At 62.1% G+C, this 17630-nt stretch carries 12 protein-coding genes; 11 read left to right on the top strand and 1 reads right to left on the bottom strand.

Translation table 11 applies throughout. The annotated features are described in order from the left end of the window. Nucleotides 1-64 precede the first annotated feature (64 nt). Entirely contained in the window at nt 65-2425 is a 2361-nt protein-coding gene (locus tag BLU24_RS16490; RefSeq protein WP_093101865.1) for a tetratricopeptide repeat protein, read from the bottom strand. Between the two features lie 212 nt (nt 2426-2637). Between BLU24_RS16490 and BLU24_RS16485 the strand changes: the two genes are divergently transcribed. From BLU24_RS16485 to BLU24_RS16435, 11 genes are all read left to right on the top strand, one after another. After that, nucleotides 2638-3315, top strand: a complete 678-nt coding sequence (locus BLU24_RS16485; protein ID WP_093101864.1) for a DUF3313 domain-containing protein — start codon at nt 2638-2640, stop codon at nt 3313-3315. 781 nt (nt 3316-4096) lie between these two features. Continuing rightward, nucleotides 4097-4714: a transcriptional repressor LexA gene (lexA, locus tag BLU24_RS16480; RefSeq protein ID WP_093101863.1), complete on the top strand. Its 618-nt coding sequence runs from the start codon at nt 4097-4099 to the stop codon at nt 4712-4714. Then, a complete protein-coding gene (gene imuA, locus BLU24_RS16475; RefSeq protein WP_093101862.1) occupies nt 4714-5331 on the top strand; it encodes a translesion DNA synthesis-associated protein ImuA in 618 nt (205 codons plus the stop codon). Before lexA ends, imuA begins: the two co-directional genes overlap by 1 nt. A gap of 7 nt (nt 5332-5338) precedes the next feature. Continuing rightward, nucleotides 5339-6754, top strand: a complete 1416-nt coding sequence (locus tag BLU24_RS16470; RefSeq protein WP_093101861.1) for a Y-family DNA polymerase — start codon at nt 5339-5341, stop codon at nt 6752-6754. Next, nucleotides 6751-9828: an error-prone DNA polymerase gene (locus BLU24_RS16465; protein ID WP_093101860.1), complete on the top strand. Its 3078-nt coding sequence runs from the start codon at nt 6751-6753 to the stop codon at nt 9826-9828. Before BLU24_RS16470 ends, BLU24_RS16465 begins: the two co-directional genes overlap by 4 nt. Before the next feature lie 278 nt (nt 9829-10106). Beyond that, a complete protein-coding gene (locus tag BLU24_RS16460; protein WP_172833336.1) occupies nt 10107-10793 on the top strand; it encodes a CsgG/HfaB family protein in 687 nt (228 codons plus the stop codon). A gap of 28 nt (nt 10794-10821) precedes the next feature. Then, nucleotides 10822-11190 carry a DUF4810 domain-containing protein gene (locus BLU24_RS16455; RefSeq protein ID WP_090283191.1) on the top strand — a complete coding sequence of 123 codons (369 nt, stop codon included), beginning with the start codon at nt 10822-10824 and terminating at the stop codon, nt 11188-11190. Then, nucleotides 11187-11846, top strand: coding sequence for a DUF799 domain-containing protein (locus tag BLU24_RS16450; protein ID WP_090283192.1), 660 nt, complete (start codon nt 11187-11189; stop codon nt 11844-11846). Before BLU24_RS16455 ends, BLU24_RS16450 begins: the two co-directional genes overlap by 4 nt. 167 nt (nt 11847-12013) lie before the next feature. Next, on the top strand, nt 12014-12703 hold the full coding sequence (locus BLU24_RS16445) for a GntR family transcriptional regulator (protein WP_093101858.1): 690 nt from the start codon (nt 12014-12016) through the stop codon (nt 12701-12703). 133 nt (nt 12704-12836) lie between these two features. Beyond that, nucleotides 12837-14948: a hybrid sensor histidine kinase/response regulator gene (locus BLU24_RS16440; RefSeq protein WP_093101857.1), complete on the top strand. Its 2112-nt coding sequence runs from the start codon at nt 12837-12839 to the stop codon at nt 14946-14948. 31 nt (nt 14949-14979) lie between these two features. Further along, nucleotides 14980-17613 carry an excinuclease ABC subunit UvrA gene (locus BLU24_RS16435; protein ID WP_093101856.1) on the top strand — a complete coding sequence of 878 codons (2634 nt, stop codon included), beginning with the start codon at nt 14980-14982 and terminating at the stop codon, nt 17611-17613. Nucleotides 17614-17630: the final 17 nt, after the last annotated feature.

Raw genomic sequence — 17630 nt, 5'->3', positions numbered from 1 at the left:
CCTTCGGTCGGCCCCCTCTCCCTCTGGGAGAGGGCTGGGGTGAGGGGATGCAATCTCCAGCCGATCACTTCAACGCCGGATCCCCCATGTTCATCTTCTTCCACCCCTGCAACAGCACCTGCGCCTTCGGCTCCTGCCCGCTGTCGAGGTACCACTGAATCAGCGACAACCGTGCATTGCGATTCGCCGGCTGCACCTTGAGCAACCCCTCCAGCAGTGCACAGGCCTCATCGACCTTGCCACTCTCATGCAGCGCCACCGCCAGCACGTAGCCGTACTGCGCGTTCTGCGGCTCCAATTCAGCAGCTTTTTTCAGTGGCGCCATCGCCTCATTGGTCTTTCCAGCGCGGATCAGTGACAAGCCTTGAGTGTGCTGCAGCAATGCAGCATCCGGGTGTTGCTTGAGACTGTCGCCGAGCAGTTTCTGCGCTTCAGCAACCCGACCATTGCCTTCCAGCCATTGCACCAGCGTGACCAGCGCCGGATAGAAGTCCGGGTCACGTTGCAGTGCCGAGCGCAACAAACCTTCGACTTCGACGGTACGGCCGCTGGCCTGGTACAGCATCGCCAGATTCAGATTGGCCTCGGCACGTTCCAGCAGGCTTTGCTGCACCGCTTCATATTCGGCAATCGCCGCGCTCCAGTTGGCTTGCGCTGCGCCCAGACCGGTGTTGCGCGATGCGCCGAGCAGGTCCCGCGCCGCAACGATGCGCACGGCTTTCACCGGGTCGCCCAACAACGGTGCAAGCAACGGCGCACGCTCTGCTGGCGGCAGGAAAGCGCTGATCGCGCGTACCGCGCCTTCACGCACGTGCGGGTCGGCGTGGCGCAAATCCTGAGTCGCCAGTTTCAACGCCTGTTCGCTCGGGTACAGCGGCAGTTCCGCCAGCAACGTCGCGCGCTGAATGGCCGGCAGGTTGCTGCGTTGCAGCTGCGTATACAGCGCGTCCGCGGCACCGGGCTGGCCGTTGCGAATCAGCCACAGACTCTCGTCATAACGCGGCGCTTGCGCTGCGCTGGAGGTGCCCCACAGCTTGAACTGCGCGGTGATCTTGTCGCCGGCCTTGCCCTCGTGGCAGGTCAGGCAAGCGTCCGGGGTGCCGAGCTTCTGCGCCCGTTCCGGGTTGGGAATGCTGAAACTGTGGTCATGACGGAAGTCGTTGCCCATGTAGAACTTGCCGGGCATGTGACAATCCACGCACTGCGAACCGGGCTGGCCCATGGTGTGGCGGGTGTGTTCGCTGGAGTCGTAGTTCTTTGCTTGCAGGCCTTTGCCGTCGACGTCTTCGATCGAGGTCTTGCCGGCGCTGTTGTGGCATTGCAGGCACACCGCGTTGCCCGGCGCGTTGAGTTCGGTGCTGTGCGGGTTGTGACAATTGCTGCAGCGCACACCCTTGTCGAACATTTTGCTTTGCAGGAACGAACCGTGTTCGAACACTTCATCCTTGATCTTGCCGTCCAGCTCGTACAGTTCGCGGGTGAGGACGCTGGGCAGATAATCGTCCATCAAGCGCTTGCCGACGGTAAAACCATCGTCCAGCGGTGCCCGACGGGCGTGACAGCGTGCGCAGGTTTCGATCTCGACGGTGGCGTTTTTGTCTTTCAGGTTCACGTCAAAGCCGTGATGGATCAGATCGGTTTTTTGCGCCGTCCACTGCACATGATTCGACGCCGGACCGTGGCACGCCTGGCAGCCGACGCCGAGGCTGTTCCACTGACTGTTGAAGCTGTTGCTGGCCGCCTCGAAGTTGCGCTTGAAGCCGGTGGTGTGGCACTCCACGCACATGAAATTGGCGTTCTGACTGGGCTTGCTCCAATGCAGCGGATTCTTGAAGTTGACGCCCTGGCCGGGATAGAGATGAAACCAGCGGTGCTTTTGACTATCCCAAGCCACGCCGAGCGCCTGCAAGCGACCTTCTCCGACCTCGATCAGGTACTGCTGCAACGGCGCGATGCCGAAGGTGTAGGCGACTTTGAAGTCAGCATTCTTGCCGTCGATGCCGGGCGTGTTGACCCAGAATCCACCGTCGTGGCGCGAGAACCGTGTGGTTTCCTTTTCCGCCTTGAAGGTGACGTTATTGAAATCGCCGAGTACGGTCTCGGCGTTCGCCGCCTGCATCGCCAACTGGTGGTGCGAACCCTGCCAGTCCTTGACCTGCTCGCTGTGGCAGCCTTGGCATTGCTGTTCATCGACCATCGTCGCCGGGGTGCTCGCCACGACCGGCTGTGACTTCGCGGGCGTGGCAACCGGCGTGCTCGCCGGTATGGCTTTCACTGGCGAGGGAGCGGGGCTGAACAGAAACCAGCCGATCCCCGCAACGGCAGCCAGCAGTACGCCGATGGCGACGGGAAACAGATAACGTGAGGTTGAAGAGCGGGACGAATCAGGGTCAGGTCGTGCGGCTTTGTTTTTATGCTTGGGCATTGCGACTTCCGTAGTCCAGGGGCATTTGCCGTCGGGCGCGCGTTCCAGCTCGTTGCAGCTTTGCCGGATGACCGGCGTCTGTCAAATGGGGCGTATGAGGCGTTGCGTAGCCGTCTGTGAATTTTGTGCTTTGCCAGCGCAATTACCGAGGATTTAGCTATACCTGTAACTCCCCCAGGCAAAGTGTTTGGCCTTCTGACAGGAGTTACAGCATGAAGCTAGCAGTGATGATGGGCACGCTGTGCATTGCCACCCTCGGTGTGGTGGGTTGTTCCAGCAAGACCGTCGCTCCCGATGAATACTCCGGGTTTCTCAAGGACTACAGCCAGCTCAAGGAGGCCAAATCGCCGTCCGGGGCTGAAGTGATGCGCTGGATGGACCCGAAACTGGATATCAACAAGTTCACCAGCGTGTACATCGAGCCGAGCCAGCTCTATCCAAAGCCGCAGCCGACCGCGAAAATTCCGCAGCAGACGCTCAACGGCATCACCAGTTATTACGATCAGGCGCTCAAGCGTGAAATCGGCAAGTCGTTGCCGTTGGCGACCGGGCCTGGGCCGGGGGTGATTGTGGTGCGTCCGGCGATTACGGCGGTGAGCAGCAAGACCGAGGGGTTGCATGCCTATGAGGTGATTCCGATTGCGCTGGTTGCTGCGGCTGTGAGCACGGCCAGTGGTATTCGTGATCAGGAAACGACCTTGGCCACCGAGGCGGTGTTTCTCGATGGTGGCAGTAACGGTGTCGTGGCGCAGGTGGTGCGCAAAGGTACCGGGACGCCGTTGGAGAATTCTTCGCAGGTGATGAAGGCTGATGACGTTAAAAAGGTTATCGATGGTTGGGCGGTGGATATGCATCAGACTTATTTGAAGCTCAAGGCTGAGGCCAAGTGATGCGCTGAGGCTTGGGCTTCGTCGTTGGCAGGCTGGCTCCGTTTTGTGAGCACTGAAGATCAGTGTGGGAGCCAGTCTGCTGGCGATGGCTATCTTTCTGGCGCTTCTTGATTGGGTACATATCCGTTGCTGCGGTAACGGCTTCTTATGGTTTCGCCCTTACGGCGACTCACTTTTTTTACAAACGCCTAAAAAAAGTAAGCAAAAAAACGCTTGCTCCTGCGTTCGGCCCTCGCAGGCTCGGGTCCCTTCGCTCCGGGATCGCTCCGGGCGCAGCGGCTACGGTTTGCTTCGCTGCACCTCCTTCCGCTGTGTCTGGCTGCGCCAGACGGTCGCTGCGCTCCCACGCCCGGATCAATCCCTCCACTCAGCCTTCCGATGTCGCTGGTTAGGCAAGATCAAGATCAAGATCACGCGAGCTAACGCTCATTGTTGAGTGGTTAGAAGCGACGTATGGCTTGAGATCTTCAGTGGATTCGCCCCTCATCGGAACGCCGCCCGCCCAGCCCTCTCCCCGAGGAGAGGGAGCCGATCTGCTTTGGCTTTGAAAATCGCGTACGACTCGGTATCCCAGGTCGGCGTATGCCTTCCAATCAACACGGTCAGTCCCCTCTCCCTGCGGGAGAGGGCTAGGGTGAGGGGCCTTTGATCTTGATCTTGGTCTTGATCTGGTTTTTGATCGTTCCCACCCTCCGCGTCACGGCTGCGTTCTTGGCTGCATAGCGTGGATCAGGCCTACCTGACTGGCGGTGCTTGTCAGGTATTTCCTACAGGAGTACAAATGTACTCCATGACCAATCTCACTCCTCGCCGTACCGCTATCCTGACCTTTATCCGCGAACGTATCGCCGAACACGGTCAGTCCCCAAGCCTCGCTGAAATCAGCGAGGCTTTTGGTTTTGCCTCGCGCAGTGTGGCGCGCAAGCATGTGCTGGCGCTCACTGAAGCCGGTTTTATCGAGGTCAACCCGCATCAGGCCCGTGGCATCCGACTGCTCGGGCAACCGTCGCGTCCCGAAATGCTTGATGTTCCTGTGCTTGGCCGCGTGGCTGCCGGTGCGCCGATAGGCGCCGATGCCGAGGTGCATGGGCGCTTGATGCTTGACCCCGCCTTGTTCTCTCGCACCCCCGATTACCTGCTGCGGGTGCAGGGCGATTCGATGATCGAGGATGGCATTCTCGACGGTGATCTGGTCGGCGTGCGGCGCAATCCCGAGGCGCTGAATGGGCAGATCGTGGTGGCGCGTCTTGACGGGGAAGTCACCATCAAACGCTTCGAGCGGTTGGGCACTGAGGTGCGGCTGTTGCCGCGCAACCCGGCGTATCAGCCGATTGTCGTGCGTGACGATCAGGATCTGGCCATCGAAGGGGTGTTCTGCGGTCTGGTGAGGCAAGGCTGATGGGCGCCGTCGTTGCACTGGATACGCTGTTCAATGGTGGCCAGGTCTGGAAGGGTCGGCCTGCGCCACCGGCGGCCAGTCCGCAGCCGACCGGGCATGCCGCACTCGATGCAGCGCTGCCCAGCGGTGGCTGGCCGGAAGGAGCATTGAGCGAAATCCTGCTGGCCGCCCCGGGTGTCGGTGAGTTGCAACTGGTCTGGCCGACGCTGGCGCGGTTGGCAGCAGCGGGTGAGCGCATCGTGCTGGTCGCGCCACCGTTCGTGCCGTATCCGCAGGCGTGGGCAAGCGCCGGGGTCGACCTGCGGCAGTTGTCGGTGATTCAGGCCAGCGAACGTGATGCCTTGTGGGCGGCGGAGCAATGCCTGCGTTCGGGCAGTTGTGGCGCGGTGCTGTGCTGGCCGCACAAGGCTGATGATCGTGCCTTGCGGCGTTTGCAGGTGGCTGCCGAGTCCGGCCAGACGCTGGCCTTTGCCTGGCGGCCGTTGAGCGAAGCGGTCAACCCGTCACCGGCGGCACTGCGGATTGCCATCGACGCCAAGCCGGCGCAATTGCGCATTCTCAAGTGTCGTGGCGGGTTGGCGCGTTCGGCACCGATTGCCTTTGCCGTGGGGCACTGAGACCGCCATGCGCTGGGTATGCATTCTGTTTCCGCAATTGGCTCTGGACGCTGTACTGCGTCAGCGCCCCGATGCCGATGAGCCGTTGGTGCTGCTCAACGGCCCGGCCCAGCGCCGGGTATTGCAGGCGGTCAACCCGGCGGCGCGCAAACTGGGTTTGCGTGCGGGGCAATCGATGACCGCGGCCCAGGCCATGAGCAAAGGCTTTGCCACGGTTGATTACCAGGCCGCCGAAGTCGAGCGCTGGCAGCAGTTTCTCGCCGCCTGGGCCTATCGCTTCAGTGCACAGGTCAGCGTGCATTACCCGCGTACCGTGGTGTTCGAGATCGAGTCGAGCCTGGGCCTGTTCGGCACCTGGGCGCAATTCGAAGCGCGGTTGCGCCAGGAACTGACCGATCTGGGCTTTCGCCATCGCATCGCCGCCGCCCCCAATCCGGTGGCTGCCCGAGTGTTGGCCAACGCCTACGATGGGCTGGTGGTGCCAGACGGCGAGGCCTTGCAGCATCATCTGGGTCAATTGCCCGTCGACCGGGTTGGCCTCGAACCGAGCGTGGCCACGGCGCTTTCACGGATGGGCTTGCGCAACCTCAATCAAGTGCAAAACCTGCCGCGTCAGGCGCTGGCGCGGCGCTTCGAAGCGTCGATGCTCAAACACCTCGATACGCTGTTCGGCGCGCGGCCGCTGGCGCTGGAGTTCTACTTGCCACCCGACCGTTTTGATGTGCGCATCGAACTCAACTTTGACGTGCAATCGCATCAGGCACTGCTGTTTCCGTTGCGACGACTGACCGGCGATCTGTCGGCGTTCCTTTGCGGACGCGACAGCGGCGTGCAGCGTTTCGATCTGCACCTGGAACACGCCGGCTTGCCGGACACGCTGATCAAGGTCGGCCTGCTCAGCGCCGAACGGGATCCGGCGATGCTTTTCGAACTGGCCCGGGGGCGGCTGGAACAGGTGCAGGTCGAGGCGCCGGTGCGCGGCTTTCGCCTGCGTGCAGAAGATCTGCCGAGTTTCGTGCCGCAATTTCAGGAGCTGTTCGACGACCGCCCGCAGCAGACCCTGCCGTGGGAGCAATTACGCGAACGCTTGCGCGCGCGGCTCGGTGACGATGCGGTGCAGGGTCTGCGCTTCCAGGCCGATCATCGCCCCGAGTGCGCCTGGCAGTTCGGCGTCGACAAACAGCCTTGCGCAGGCCTGCCGAGCGTGCAGCGTCCGGGCTGGCTACTCACTGAGCCGCAAAGCGTGCCGGAAGGCTCGGCGCGGATTCTCATGGGCCCGGAACGCATTGAGTCAGGCTGGTGGGATGGCGATGATGTGCGCCGCGATTATTACCTGATCCAGAGCCGCACCGGCCAGCAAGGCTGGGCCTGGCGGGCGGTGGGTGAGGGCGGACCGTTGTGGCTGCAGGGCTGGTTTGCATGAACGGTGGTTACGCTGAACTGCATTGCCTGTCGAACTTCAGTTTCCAGCGCGGTGCGTCCAGTGCGCTCGAGTTGTTTCAACGAGCGAAAAAGCACGGCTATCAGGCCTTGGCGATCACTGACGAATGCACACTGGCCGGCATCGTACGAGCGTGGCAAGCGGCAAAGTCGGTTGAGCTGCCACTGATCATCGGCAGCGAAGTGCGGATTGAAAACGGCCCGAAGCTGGTGCTGTTGGTGGAGAACCTTGCCGGTTATCAGGCGCTGTGCGGCTTGATCACCCGCGCGCGGCGGCGTACGCAGAAAGGCCAGTATCAAGTCTTGCGCGAGGACTTCAACGAACCGCTGTCGGGGCTGCTGGTGTTGTGGGTGCCTGATTCTGTCACTGAGGTGCAAGAAGGGCGCTGGCTGAAACAGACGTTCGGCGACAGGCTGTGGCTGGCCGTGCAACTGCACCGAGGTCAGGATGATCAACAGCGTCTGTTGGCGTTGTTGGATCTGGCCGCCGAGTTGCAGATTCGCGCCGTGGCCAGTGGCGACGTGCACATGCACGCCCGTGGCCGCCGCGCCCTGCAGGACACCATGACTGCGATCCGCCATCACCTGCCGGTGGCCGAGGCCGGCCTGCGCTTGCACCCCAATGGCGAGCGGCATTTGCGCAGTGTCGAGGTGTTGCATGAACTGTATCCGCAGGCTTTGCTTGATGAGTCAGTCGCCCTCGCTCGGCGCTGCACCTTTGATCTGAGCGAATTGCGCTATCAATATCCAAAGGAGCTGGTGCCCGAGGGGCACAGCGCCACTTCCTGGTTGCGCCAATTGACCAAGGAGGGCATCGCCTGGCGCTGGAAGCAAGGCGCACCGTTCAAGGTGCTACGGCAGATCAACAAGGAACTGCAACTGATCGCTGAACTCGGCTACGAAAGCTATTTTCTCACCGTGCACGACGTGGTGCGTTTCGCCCGCGAGCAACAGATTCTCTGTCAGGGCCGTGGTTCGGCAGCCAACTCGGCGGTGTGTTTTGCCTTGGGCATCACCGAAATCGACCCGGAGCGCACCACATTGCTGTTCGAACGCTTCATGTCCAGGGAGCGCAACGAGCCGCCGGACATCGACGTCGATTTCGAGCACGAGCGTCGCGAAGAAGTCCTGCAATATGTCTTCCGTCGATATGGCCGTGGTCGTGCAGCGTTGACCGCGGTGGTCAGCAGTTACCACGCCGCCGGTGCCGTACGGGACGTGGCCAAGGCCTTGGGCCTGCCGCCGGACCAGATCAATGCACTGGCCGATTGCTGTGGCCACTGGAGCGACGAAACGCCGCCGCTGGAACGCTTGCGCGAAAACGGTTTCGACCCCGAGAGCCCGCTGCTACGCCGGGTCTTGAGCCTGACCGGGCAACTGATCGGCTTCCCCCGGCACCTGTCGCAACACCCCGGCGGTTTCGTGATTTCCGAGCAGCCGCTGGACACTCTGGTGCCGGTCGAGAACGCGGCCATGGCCGAGCGCACGATTATTCAGTGGGACAAGGACGACCTCGATGCGGTCGGCCTGCTCAAGGTGGATATCCTGGCACTTGGCATGCTCAGCGCGATCCGCCGCTGTTTCGATCTGCTGCGCCACCATCGTCAACGCGATTTGAGCCTGGCGACGATTCCCCCCGAAGACCAACCGACCTACGCGATGATCAGCCGCGCCGACACCATCGGCGTGTTCCAGATCGAATCACGGGCGCAGATGTCGATGCTGCCGCGCCTGCGACCGCAAAAATTTTATGACCTGGTGATTCAGGTGGCGATTGTCCGGCCGGGCCCGATTCAGGGCGGGATGGTTCACCCGTATCTGCGTCGTCGCAATAAAGAAGAAAAAGAAACCTATCCTTCGCCAGAACTGGAAGTGGTGCTCAAGCGCACCCTTGGCGTGCCGCTGTTTCAGGAACAGGTGATGCAGATCGCCATTGTTGCCGCCGACTACAGCCCCGGCGAGGCCGACCAGTTGCGCCGCTCCATGGCGGCGTGGAAACGCCACGGTGGCCTGGAACCGCACAAGGAGCGCCTGGCTGCCGGTATGAAGAAAAACGGCTATACGCCGGAATTCGCTGCGCAGATCTTCGAGCAGATCAAAGGTTTCGGCAGCTACGGTTTCCCCGAGTCCCATGCCGCCAGTTTCGCTTTGCTGACCTACGCTAGTTGCTGGCTCAAGTGCCACGAACCGGCAGCGTTTGCCTGTGCGCTGATCAATAGCTGGCCGATGGGCTTCTACAGTCCCGACCAGATTCTGCAGGACGCGCGTCGCCATCAATTGCAGATTCGCCCGGTCGACGTACGTGCCAGCGACTGGGATTGCAGCCTGGAAACCACCACCGGGCCACAACCGGCGATTCGCATGGGTTTGCGCATGATCAAGGGCTTTCGCGAGGACGACGCTCGGCGCATCGAAGCGGCGCGGGCGCGTGGAGCGTTCGCCGATGTTGCCGATCTGGGCGAGCGTGCGGCGCTCGACAGCCGCGCGCAAGCCTTGCTTGCCGACTCCGGGGCCTTGCGTGGCCTGGCCGGGCATCGGCATCGGGCGCGCTGGGAAGTGGCGGGGGTGCAGAAGCAGTTGGGGCTGTTTGCCGGATTGCCCAGTCAGGAAGAGCCGGAAGTGCTCTTGCCCAAACCCAGCGTTGGCGAGGATCTGCACGCTGACTACGCCACCGTCGGCACGACATTGGGGCCGCATCCGCTGGCACTGTTGCGCGGCGAATTGCGAGCCTTGCGCTGCCGCAGCTCGCGGGAACTGCTGGATGTCGAACATGGCCGGCCAGTGAGCATGGCCGGGTTGGTGACCGGGCGCCAGCGTCCCGGTACTGCCAGCGGGGTGACGTTCGTGACGTTGGAAGACGAGTTCGGCAACGTCAATGTGGTGGTCTGGCGCGATCTGGCCGAGCGTCAACGGCAAGTTCTTGTTGGATCGCAATTGCTGAGGGTCGATGGCCGCTGGGAACGCGAGGGCGAAGTGCGGCACTTGATCGCCGGTCGCCTGAGTGATCTGAGCCCTCTGCTCAACGGCATTCGCGTGCAGAGCCGGGATTTCCACTGATCAACCCGACCCTGGTCCAAACAGCGAACCCTGCGGGAGCCAGCCTGCTGGCGAAAGCGACCTGTCATTCAACATAGTCGTCGCCTGATTCACCGCCTTCGTGAGCAAGCCCACTCTCACATGGCTTTTATTACCCCTGGATGCCAAGCCTGTTTATTGACGCCAAAAAATCCTGTCATGAGTGATGGCACTTTGTCATAATGCCGGTCCTTTTCCGCTGCCCAGCGCTTTGCCGTGCCGGGACACCCCGTTTTTCAAGAAGGAAATACTCAGTGAGAATGATCTCCCGGATGTTGGTCTCAGGCGTTGCGATTGCCGTGCTCGGCACGCTGGCCACCACGCTGTCCGGCTGCGCCACCGAAAGCTCCCGCGCGCTGCCGGTGGCCAAGGTCGAAAGCGCCACTCAGGTCTGGACGGGCGTTCGCGTGCCAATGGCCGTGGGCAAGTTCGACAACCGTTCCAGCTACATGCGCGGCATCTTCTCCGACGGCGTCGACCGTCTCGGCGGCCAGGCCAAGACCATCCTCATCACTCACTTGCAGCAGACCAACCGCTTCAGCGTGCTGGACCGCGACAACATGGGCGAAATCCAGCAGGAAGCCACCATCAAGGGCCAGGCCCAACGCTTGAAAGGCGCTGATTACGTGGTCACTGGAGACGTCACCGAGTTCGGCCGCAAAGAAACCGGCGACCACCAGTTGTTCGGCATTCTCGGTCGCGGCAAGACCCAGGTCGCCTACGCCAAGGTCAACCTGAACATCGTCAATATCAGCACCTCCGAAGTGGTCTATTCGACCCAGGGCGCCGGCGAGTACGCCTTGTCCAACCGCGAAATCATCGGCTTCGGTGGCACCGCTGCCTACGACTCCACCCTCAACGGCAAAGTACTGGATCTGGCCATGCGCGAGGCGATTAATCGCTTGGTCGATGGCATGAACGCCGGTGCCTGGAAACCGGGCAACTGATCGACGCCCATTGCAAGGAGCAACACCCATGAAACTGAATCTGTCGCGCCCGCTGCTGGCGCTGACCCTGGCCGCCAGCACGTTGTTGGCCGGTTGTGCCGCGCCGAAAACCCTGTATCAGTGGGAAGGCTACGAGCCGCAGGTCTACGAATACTTCAAAGGCGAAGAACCGAAGGAAGCCCAGGCCGAAGCGCTGGAGCGTGACCTGCAAAAAATCCGCTCGACGGGTAAAGCCGTGCCGCCGGGCTACCACGCGCACCTGGGCCTGCTCTATCTGAGCATGGGCAAGGACGATCAGATGGTGCAGCAATTCAACACGGAAAAAACGCTGTTTCCCGAGTCCGGCACGTACATGGACTTTTTGCTTAAAAATGCCAAGGCCGGAGTCACCCAATGATCTCGCGTACCTGCAAATGGCTGATTGCCGGTCTGGCCCTAACCGTGCTGGGTGGCTGCGTCGCGCCGAAAACCGTGGATTACTCGGCGTACAAACAGGCGCGCCCGAAAACCATTCTGGTCCTGCCGCCGCTCAATACCTCGCCGGACGTGAAGGCTTCCTACAGCCTGCTGTCGCAAGTGACGTTCCCGCTGGCCGAGGCCGGTTACTACGTCCTGCCGATCACCCTGGTCGACGAAACCTTCCGCCAGAACGGCATGACCACGCCCGATGACATCCATCAGGCACCGCCGAACAAACTGCAGGAAATCTTCGGGGCGGACGCGGCGCTGTACATCACCGTGACCGAATACGGCACTCGCTACATGGTGATCAGCAGCGAAACCGCAGTGACCGCGACGGCGAAACTGGTCGACCTGAAAAGCGGCACGACGCTGTGGACCGGTACGGCGCGCGCGTCGAGCGAAGAGGGTGGCAACAACGGTGGTGGCGGTCTGATCGGCATGCTGATCACCGCCGCCGTGAAGCAGATCATCAACAGCTCCACCGACGCCGGCTACCCGATTGCAGGTGTGGCGAGCAATCGTCTGCTTTCCGCTGGCCACCCGGCAGGCCTGCTGTACGGCCCGCGTTCGCCGAAATACGGCACCGACTGAACCTCTACCGGTGATCGTTCCCACGCTTTGCGTGGGAACGCCGCCATGGACGCTCTGCGATCAATAGTGGTCAGTCCCAGCGCCATTTCCCCATCGAAACCCCTGTATCCTGACGCCAAAGTCGATATTCTGCGCCTCGGGCCAACCGACGCCAAAGGAGTGTTCGTATGACCGACAAGAAACCGGAGACCACGGTCGACCGCGTCTACCAAGGGGTTTACCAGGCGATCAGCAAGCGTTCGCTGCGTCCGGGGATGAAACTGGGCGAGGCCTCGCTGGCCGAGCTGTTCAATGTCAGCCGCACCTCGGTGCGCGCGGCGCTCAAGCAACTGGAAGCCGAAGGGCTGGTCACCACGGAACCCAACAAGGGCGCATCGGTGTCGTTGCCGAGCAACGATGAGCTGCGCTCGCTGTTCGAAACCCGCCGTCTGATCGAGATCGGCATCGTCACCGAACTGTGCCGGCGCAAAGACCCGGCGGCGATGCAGGACCTGCGCGCGCACCTGCTGCTCGAAGACGAAGCCCACGCGGCGGGCGATCACGAACGGCTGATTTACCTGCTCGGTGAATTCCATCTAAAACTGGCGCGCAGCCTGAACAACCCGGTGCTGCTCGATTGGTTCCAGAAACTGATTTCCCGCGCCTCGCTATACGCTGCTGCGTTGGATGACGACAGCCATGAAGTCTGCCGCGACGACGAGCATTTGCGTCTGATCGAGCACATCGAGGCCGGCAACCAGAGCGCTGCCATCGAACTGACCTGCACCCATCTGAACGGTATCGAGAAAGCCATTCTCGACGTCGCCGCGAAAATGAAAACCGGCTACCACCCGCTCAAGCACTTGATCGGCGTCTAGTCGGCTGCACGCCCACAAATCGGCTAATCTCTGATGAAACCAATGCGACCGAAGACGCTCGAAACACACGAGCGTCGCGTCGTTCCGGCGTCGCGACAGATCGGGCACTCACCACAGGACTCCGAGTCAATCGATGCAGTTTTTATCCGAGAGCTACGGTTGTGACGGCTGGAAAGGCGAAATGGCCGAGCGTATTCGGGCGTTCGACTGGAGCCACACCGAGCTGGGCCCGTTGCATAGCTGGCCGGCGAGCCTGTGCAGCGCGGTACAACTGATGCTGGCCTCGCCGTTGCCAATGGTGATGCTTTGGGGGCGCGCCGGTTACATGGTCTACAACGACGCCTATTCGCAGTTTGCCGGCGGTCGTCACCCTTACCTGCTCGGCGCGCCAGTCGAATTGGGCTGGCCAGAAGTCGCCGAATTCAATCGCAACGTGGTCGATACCTGCCTGGCGGGCGGCACGCTGTCCTACCGCAACAAACTCCTCGTGCTGTTGCGTGACCGCGTCCCGGAAGACGTCTGGCTCGATCTCTATTACAGCCCGGTGGCCAATGATGAAGGCGCGCCCGCCGGCGTGATGGCAATGGTGGTGGAAACCACCGAGCTGGTGATCTCCGAACGCCTGCGTCAGGAAGCGGAGAACGCCTACCGCGCCGATAACGAGCGAGTGCGGCTGGCGCTGAATGCCGGGGCGTTGCTCGGCTCGTTTGTCTGGGACATCAAAAACAACCGGCTGTCGGCCGATGAACGCTTCACCCGGACCTTCTCCTATCCACCGGACCAGGATCTGAGCAATCTGGCCCAGGACATTGCCGACTCACGCATTCATCCCGATGACCTCGCCTGGGTGCAGGAGCGTGTTGCTCATTCGGTGCAGACCGGTGAGCCGTATAACGCCGAATACCGGGTGTTGCGCAGCGATGGCAGTTACCTGTGGGTGCTGGCCAGCGGTGCTTGCGAATTCGACGACGACGGCGCGCCGCTGCGCTTTCCGGGTGTGCTGATCGACATTCATGAACGCAAGAACGCCGAAGAATCCCTGCTCAAGTTCACGCGCAATCTGGAACAGCGTGTGGCCGAAGAGGTCGAGGCGCGCCTCGCGGCTGAAGAGCAGTTGCGCCAGTCGCAGAAGCTCGAATCGATCGGCGGATTGACTGGCGGCGTCGCTCACGATTTCAACAATCTGCTGCAAGTGATCGCTGGCAACCTGCATCTGCTCGCGCGGCATGAACCAAACAATGCCAATGTGCAGCGCCGCGTCGGTGCTTCGCTGGCAGCGGTCGAGCGCGGCGCAAAGCTGTCTTCGCAACTGCTGGCGTTTGCCCGGCGCCAGCCGTTGTCGCCGGCGGTATGCAACCCGCAGCAGATCTTCGAGGGCGTCGGCGAATTGCTCCAGCGCGCCCTCGGCGAAACCATTCAGATCGACGTGCAATTGCCGCCAGCACCGTGGCATGTCTACGTCGACCGCAACCAGTTGGAAAACGCCATTCTCAACCTGGCGATCAACGCCCGCGATGCCATGCAAGGCGAGGGCGTGATCGGCCTCAGTGCTTCCAACGTCCAGCTCGACAGCGCGTTCTGTGCCGGTAAAGGCATCAGTCCCGGCGACTTCGTGCGGGTCGCGGTCAGCGACAGCGGCGCGGGTATCCCGCCGGACATCCTCGAGCAAGTGTTCGAGCCGTTTTTCACCACCAAGGCCGATGGTCAGGGCACCGGGCTTGGCCTGAGCATGGTCTTCGGTTTCGTCAAACAGAGCGGCGGCCATGTCGAGATCGACAGCCGGATCGGCGAGGGTACGCGGGTGCAGTTGTATTTCCCGCGCAGTCTGCGCCCGATCCTCGACGAATCGCCGAACCTGCAACGCCAGCAGAGCGGCGGCAACGAGACGATTCTGGTGGTCGAGGACAACGATGCCGTGCGCACCTCGGTGGTCGAGTTGTTGCGCGAGGAAGGTTATCGCGTGGTCACGGCCGGCAATGGCGATGTGGCGATGCAGACACTGCTTGAAGGCACTGAAGTCGATTTGATTTTCACTGATGTGGTCATGCCGGGATTGATCAAGAGTTCCGATCTGTTCGCCTGGGCCAAGGTGCAGACGCCGCCGGTCGCGGTGCTGTTCACGTCCGGGCACACCCGCGACATCATTTCGCGCAATCACCAGCTCAGCCCCGACACCCATCTGCTCGGCAAACCCTACAGTCCGCAAGCGCTGCTGCAGACGATTCGCTCGGTACTCAGCAGTTGAGCGCTGAACACCCTTTCACCAAGGCAGGCCGATGACTTCCAAACGCAGCTCCAAAGCGCCCGCCGGCATGGTCCGCGTTCGCGGCGCCCGCGAACACAACCTGAAAAACGTCGATGTCGACATTCCGCGCGACGCCTTGGTGGTGTTCACCGGGGTGTCCGGTTCGGGCAAGTCATCGCTGGCCTTTTCGACCCTGTACGCTGAGGCGCAGCGGCGCTATTTCGAATCGGTGGCGCCTTATGCTCGGCGTCTGATCGATCAGGTCGGCGTGCCGGATGTCGACTCCATCGAAGGCCTGCCGCCCGCCGTCGCTTTGCAGCAACAGCGCGGCACGCCGAGTACGCGTTCATCGGTGGGCAGCGTGACCACGTTGTCGAGCCTGATCCGCATGCTCTATTCGCGCGCCGGCAGTTATCCGCCGGGGCAACCGATGTTGTACGCCGAGGATTTTTCGCCGAATACCCCGCAGGGCGCCTGCCCGGAGTGTCATGGGTTGGGGCGGGTTTATGAAGTCACCGAGGCGCTGATGGTGCCGGATCCGAACCTGACCATCCGCCAGCGCGCGGTGGCCTCGTGGCCGCTGGCGTGGCAGGGACAGAACCTGCGCGACATCCTCGTAACCATGGGTATCGATGTCGACATTCCATGGAAGAAACTGCCGAAAAAGCAGCGCGACTGGATTCTGTTCACCGAAGAAACCCCGACGGTTCCGGTGTACGCCGGGCTGACCCCGGAAGAAACCCGCGTCGCCCTCAAACGCAAGATGGAGCCGAGTTACCAAGGCACGTTTACCGGCGCCCGTCGCTACATCCTGCACACCTTCACCCACTCGCAAAGTGCGCTGATGAAAAAGCGCGTTTCGCAGTTCATGCTCGGCAGCCCGTGCCCGTTGTGTGAAGGCAAACGCCTGAAGCGTGAGGCGTTGTCGGTGACGTTTGCCGGGCATGACATCGGTGCGTTGTCGCAGATGCCTTTGCTGCAACTGGCAGAGGTGTTGCGCCCGGTCGCGGCGGCGGATTATCTGGAGCAGGCTGAAGAAAGCAGCGACACCCTCAGTCATGCGCAAACCCGCGAGGCCCGCCAGCAGCGCGTGGCCCACGGCGCCAGCGGTCATGCCAGCGCGCCGGATGTGCGGCACACGCCGAACCTGTCGCTGGAGAAGCGCATTGCCGCGCAGCGCATCGCCGAGGATTTGCTCGAGCGAGTCAGCACCCTGACCGATCTGGGCCTTGGTTATCTGGCGCTGGAGCGCAGCACGCCGACGCTGTCTTCCGGAGAGTTGCAGCGCTTGCGCCTGGCGACGCAATTGGGCTCGCAGCTGTTCGGCGTGATTTACGTGCTCGACGAGCCCTCCGCCGGCCTGCATCCGGCCGATGGCGAGGCGCTGTTCGAGGCCTTGCAGCGTCTGAAGGCGGATGGCAACACGCTGTTCGTGGTCGAGCATGATGTCGAGACCATGCGCCGCGCCGACTGGCTGATCGACGTCGGCCCGGCTGCGGGCGAGAATGGCGGTCAGGTGTTGTACAGCGGCCCGCCGGCCGGTCTGGCCGAGGTCGAGTTGTCGCAGACCCGGCCCTATCTGTTCGGCGAAGCGCAGCGTCCACCACGCGCCGCACGCAAACCCTCGGCGTGGCTGAAACTCGAGGGCATCACCCGCAACAATCTGAACAACCTCAGTGCCGAATTTCCGTTGGGCTGTTTTACCTCGGTGACCGGCGTTTCCGGCTCCGGCAAGTCGAGTCTGGTCAGTCAGGCCTTGCTCGAACTGGTCGGTGCGCAACTGGGGCGGCCGACGGTGGAGGCCGAGCCGGAAGAACTCAGCCTCGAAGACGATGCACCGCAGATCAGCGGCGGCCAGGTCACGGCAGGGCTGGAATCGATCAAGCGTCTGGTGCAAGTCGATCAGAGGCCGATTGGTCGCACGCCACGCTCCAATCTGGCGACCTATACCGGGCTGTTCGATAACGTACGCAAATTGTTTGCCGCCACCGATGCGGCGCGCGCCGAGGGTTACGACGCCGGGCAGTTTTCTTTCAACGTCGCCAAGGGCCGCTGCGCCACTTGCGAAGGTGAGGGGTTTGTCAGTGTCGAGTTGTTGTTCATGCCCAGCGTTTATGCGCCGTGCCCGACCTGTCATGGCGCGCGCTATAACCCGCAGACCCTGGCGATTGTCTGGCAAGGCTTGAGCATCGCTCAGGTGTTGCAACTGACCGTCGATGAAGCGGTGGCGGTGTTTGCCGAGCAACCGGCGATTCGTCGTTCGCTGGAAGTGCTGCGCGATATCGGCCTCGGTTACCTGCGCCTCGGCCAGCCGGCCACCGAATTGTCCGGCGGTGAAGCGCAGCGCATCAAACTCGCCACTGAATTGCAGCGCAATCAGCGCGGCGCAACCTTGTATGTACTCGACGAACCGACCACCGGATTGCACCCGCGCGATGTCGATCGGCTGCTGGAGCAACTGGATACGCTGGTGACGGCGGGGCACACGGTGATTGTGGTCGAGCACGAAATGCGCGTGGTCGCGCAAAGCGACTGGGTGATCGACATCGGCCCGGGCGCCGGGGATCAGGGCGGCAGAATCGTCGCCGCCGGCACACCGCAAAAAGTCGCCGCCAGCAAGAAAAGCAAAACGGCGGCGTTTCTTGCCCGTGCCTTGAGCCGATGACGGCGGCGCCTGGACTC

Source organism: Pseudomonas sp. Z003-0.4C(8344-21) (assembly GCF_900104975.1).
Classification (GTDB): Bacteria; Pseudomonadota; Gammaproteobacteria; order Pseudomonadales; family Pseudomonadaceae; genus Aquipseudomonas; species Aquipseudomonas granadensis.
The sequence above is the reverse complement of the archived record's forward strand: the minus strand, read 5'-3'. Positions and strand labels throughout refer to the sequence as shown.

What these genes read in the sequence shown, in the direction of transcription:
- BLU24_RS16490 (WP_093101865.1), bottom strand. Translation starts at nt 2,425, where the DNA reads ATGCCCAAGCATAAAAACAAAGCCGCACGACCTGACCCTGATTCGTCC.
- BLU24_RS16485 (WP_093101864.1), top strand. Translation starts at nt 2,638, where the DNA reads ATGAAGCTAGCAGTGATGATGGGCACGCTGTGCATTGCCACCCTCGGT.
- lexA (WP_093101863.1), top strand. Translation starts at nt 4,097, where the DNA reads ATGTACTCCATGACCAATCTCACTCCTCGCCGTACCGCTATCCTGACC.
- imuA (WP_093101862.1), top strand. Translation starts at nt 4,714, where the DNA reads ATGGGCGCCGTCGTTGCACTGGATACGCTGTTCAATGGTGGCCAGGTC.
- BLU24_RS16470 (WP_093101861.1), top strand. Translation starts at nt 5,339, where the DNA reads ATGCGCTGGGTATGCATTCTGTTTCCGCAATTGGCTCTGGACGCTGTA.
- BLU24_RS16465 (WP_093101860.1), top strand. Translation starts at nt 6,751, where the DNA reads ATGAACGGTGGTTACGCTGAACTGCATTGCCTGTCGAACTTCAGTTTC.
- BLU24_RS16460 (WP_172833336.1), top strand. Translation starts at nt 10,107, where the DNA reads ATGATCTCCCGGATGTTGGTCTCAGGCGTTGCGATTGCCGTGCTCGGC.
- BLU24_RS16455 (WP_090283191.1), top strand. Translation starts at nt 10,822, where the DNA reads ATGAAACTGAATCTGTCGCGCCCGCTGCTGGCGCTGACCCTGGCCGCC.
- BLU24_RS16450 (WP_090283192.1), top strand. Translation starts at nt 11,187, where the DNA reads ATGATCTCGCGTACCTGCAAATGGCTGATTGCCGGTCTGGCCCTAACC.
- BLU24_RS16445 (WP_093101858.1), top strand. Translation starts at nt 12,014, where the DNA reads ATGACCGACAAGAAACCGGAGACCACGGTCGACCGCGTCTACCAAGGG.
- BLU24_RS16440 (WP_093101857.1), top strand. Translation starts at nt 12,837, where the DNA reads ATGCAGTTTTTATCCGAGAGCTACGGTTGTGACGGCTGGAAAGGCGAA.
- BLU24_RS16435 (WP_093101856.1), top strand. Translation starts at nt 14,980, where the DNA reads ATGACTTCCAAACGCAGCTCCAAAGCGCCCGCCGGCATGGTCCGCGTT.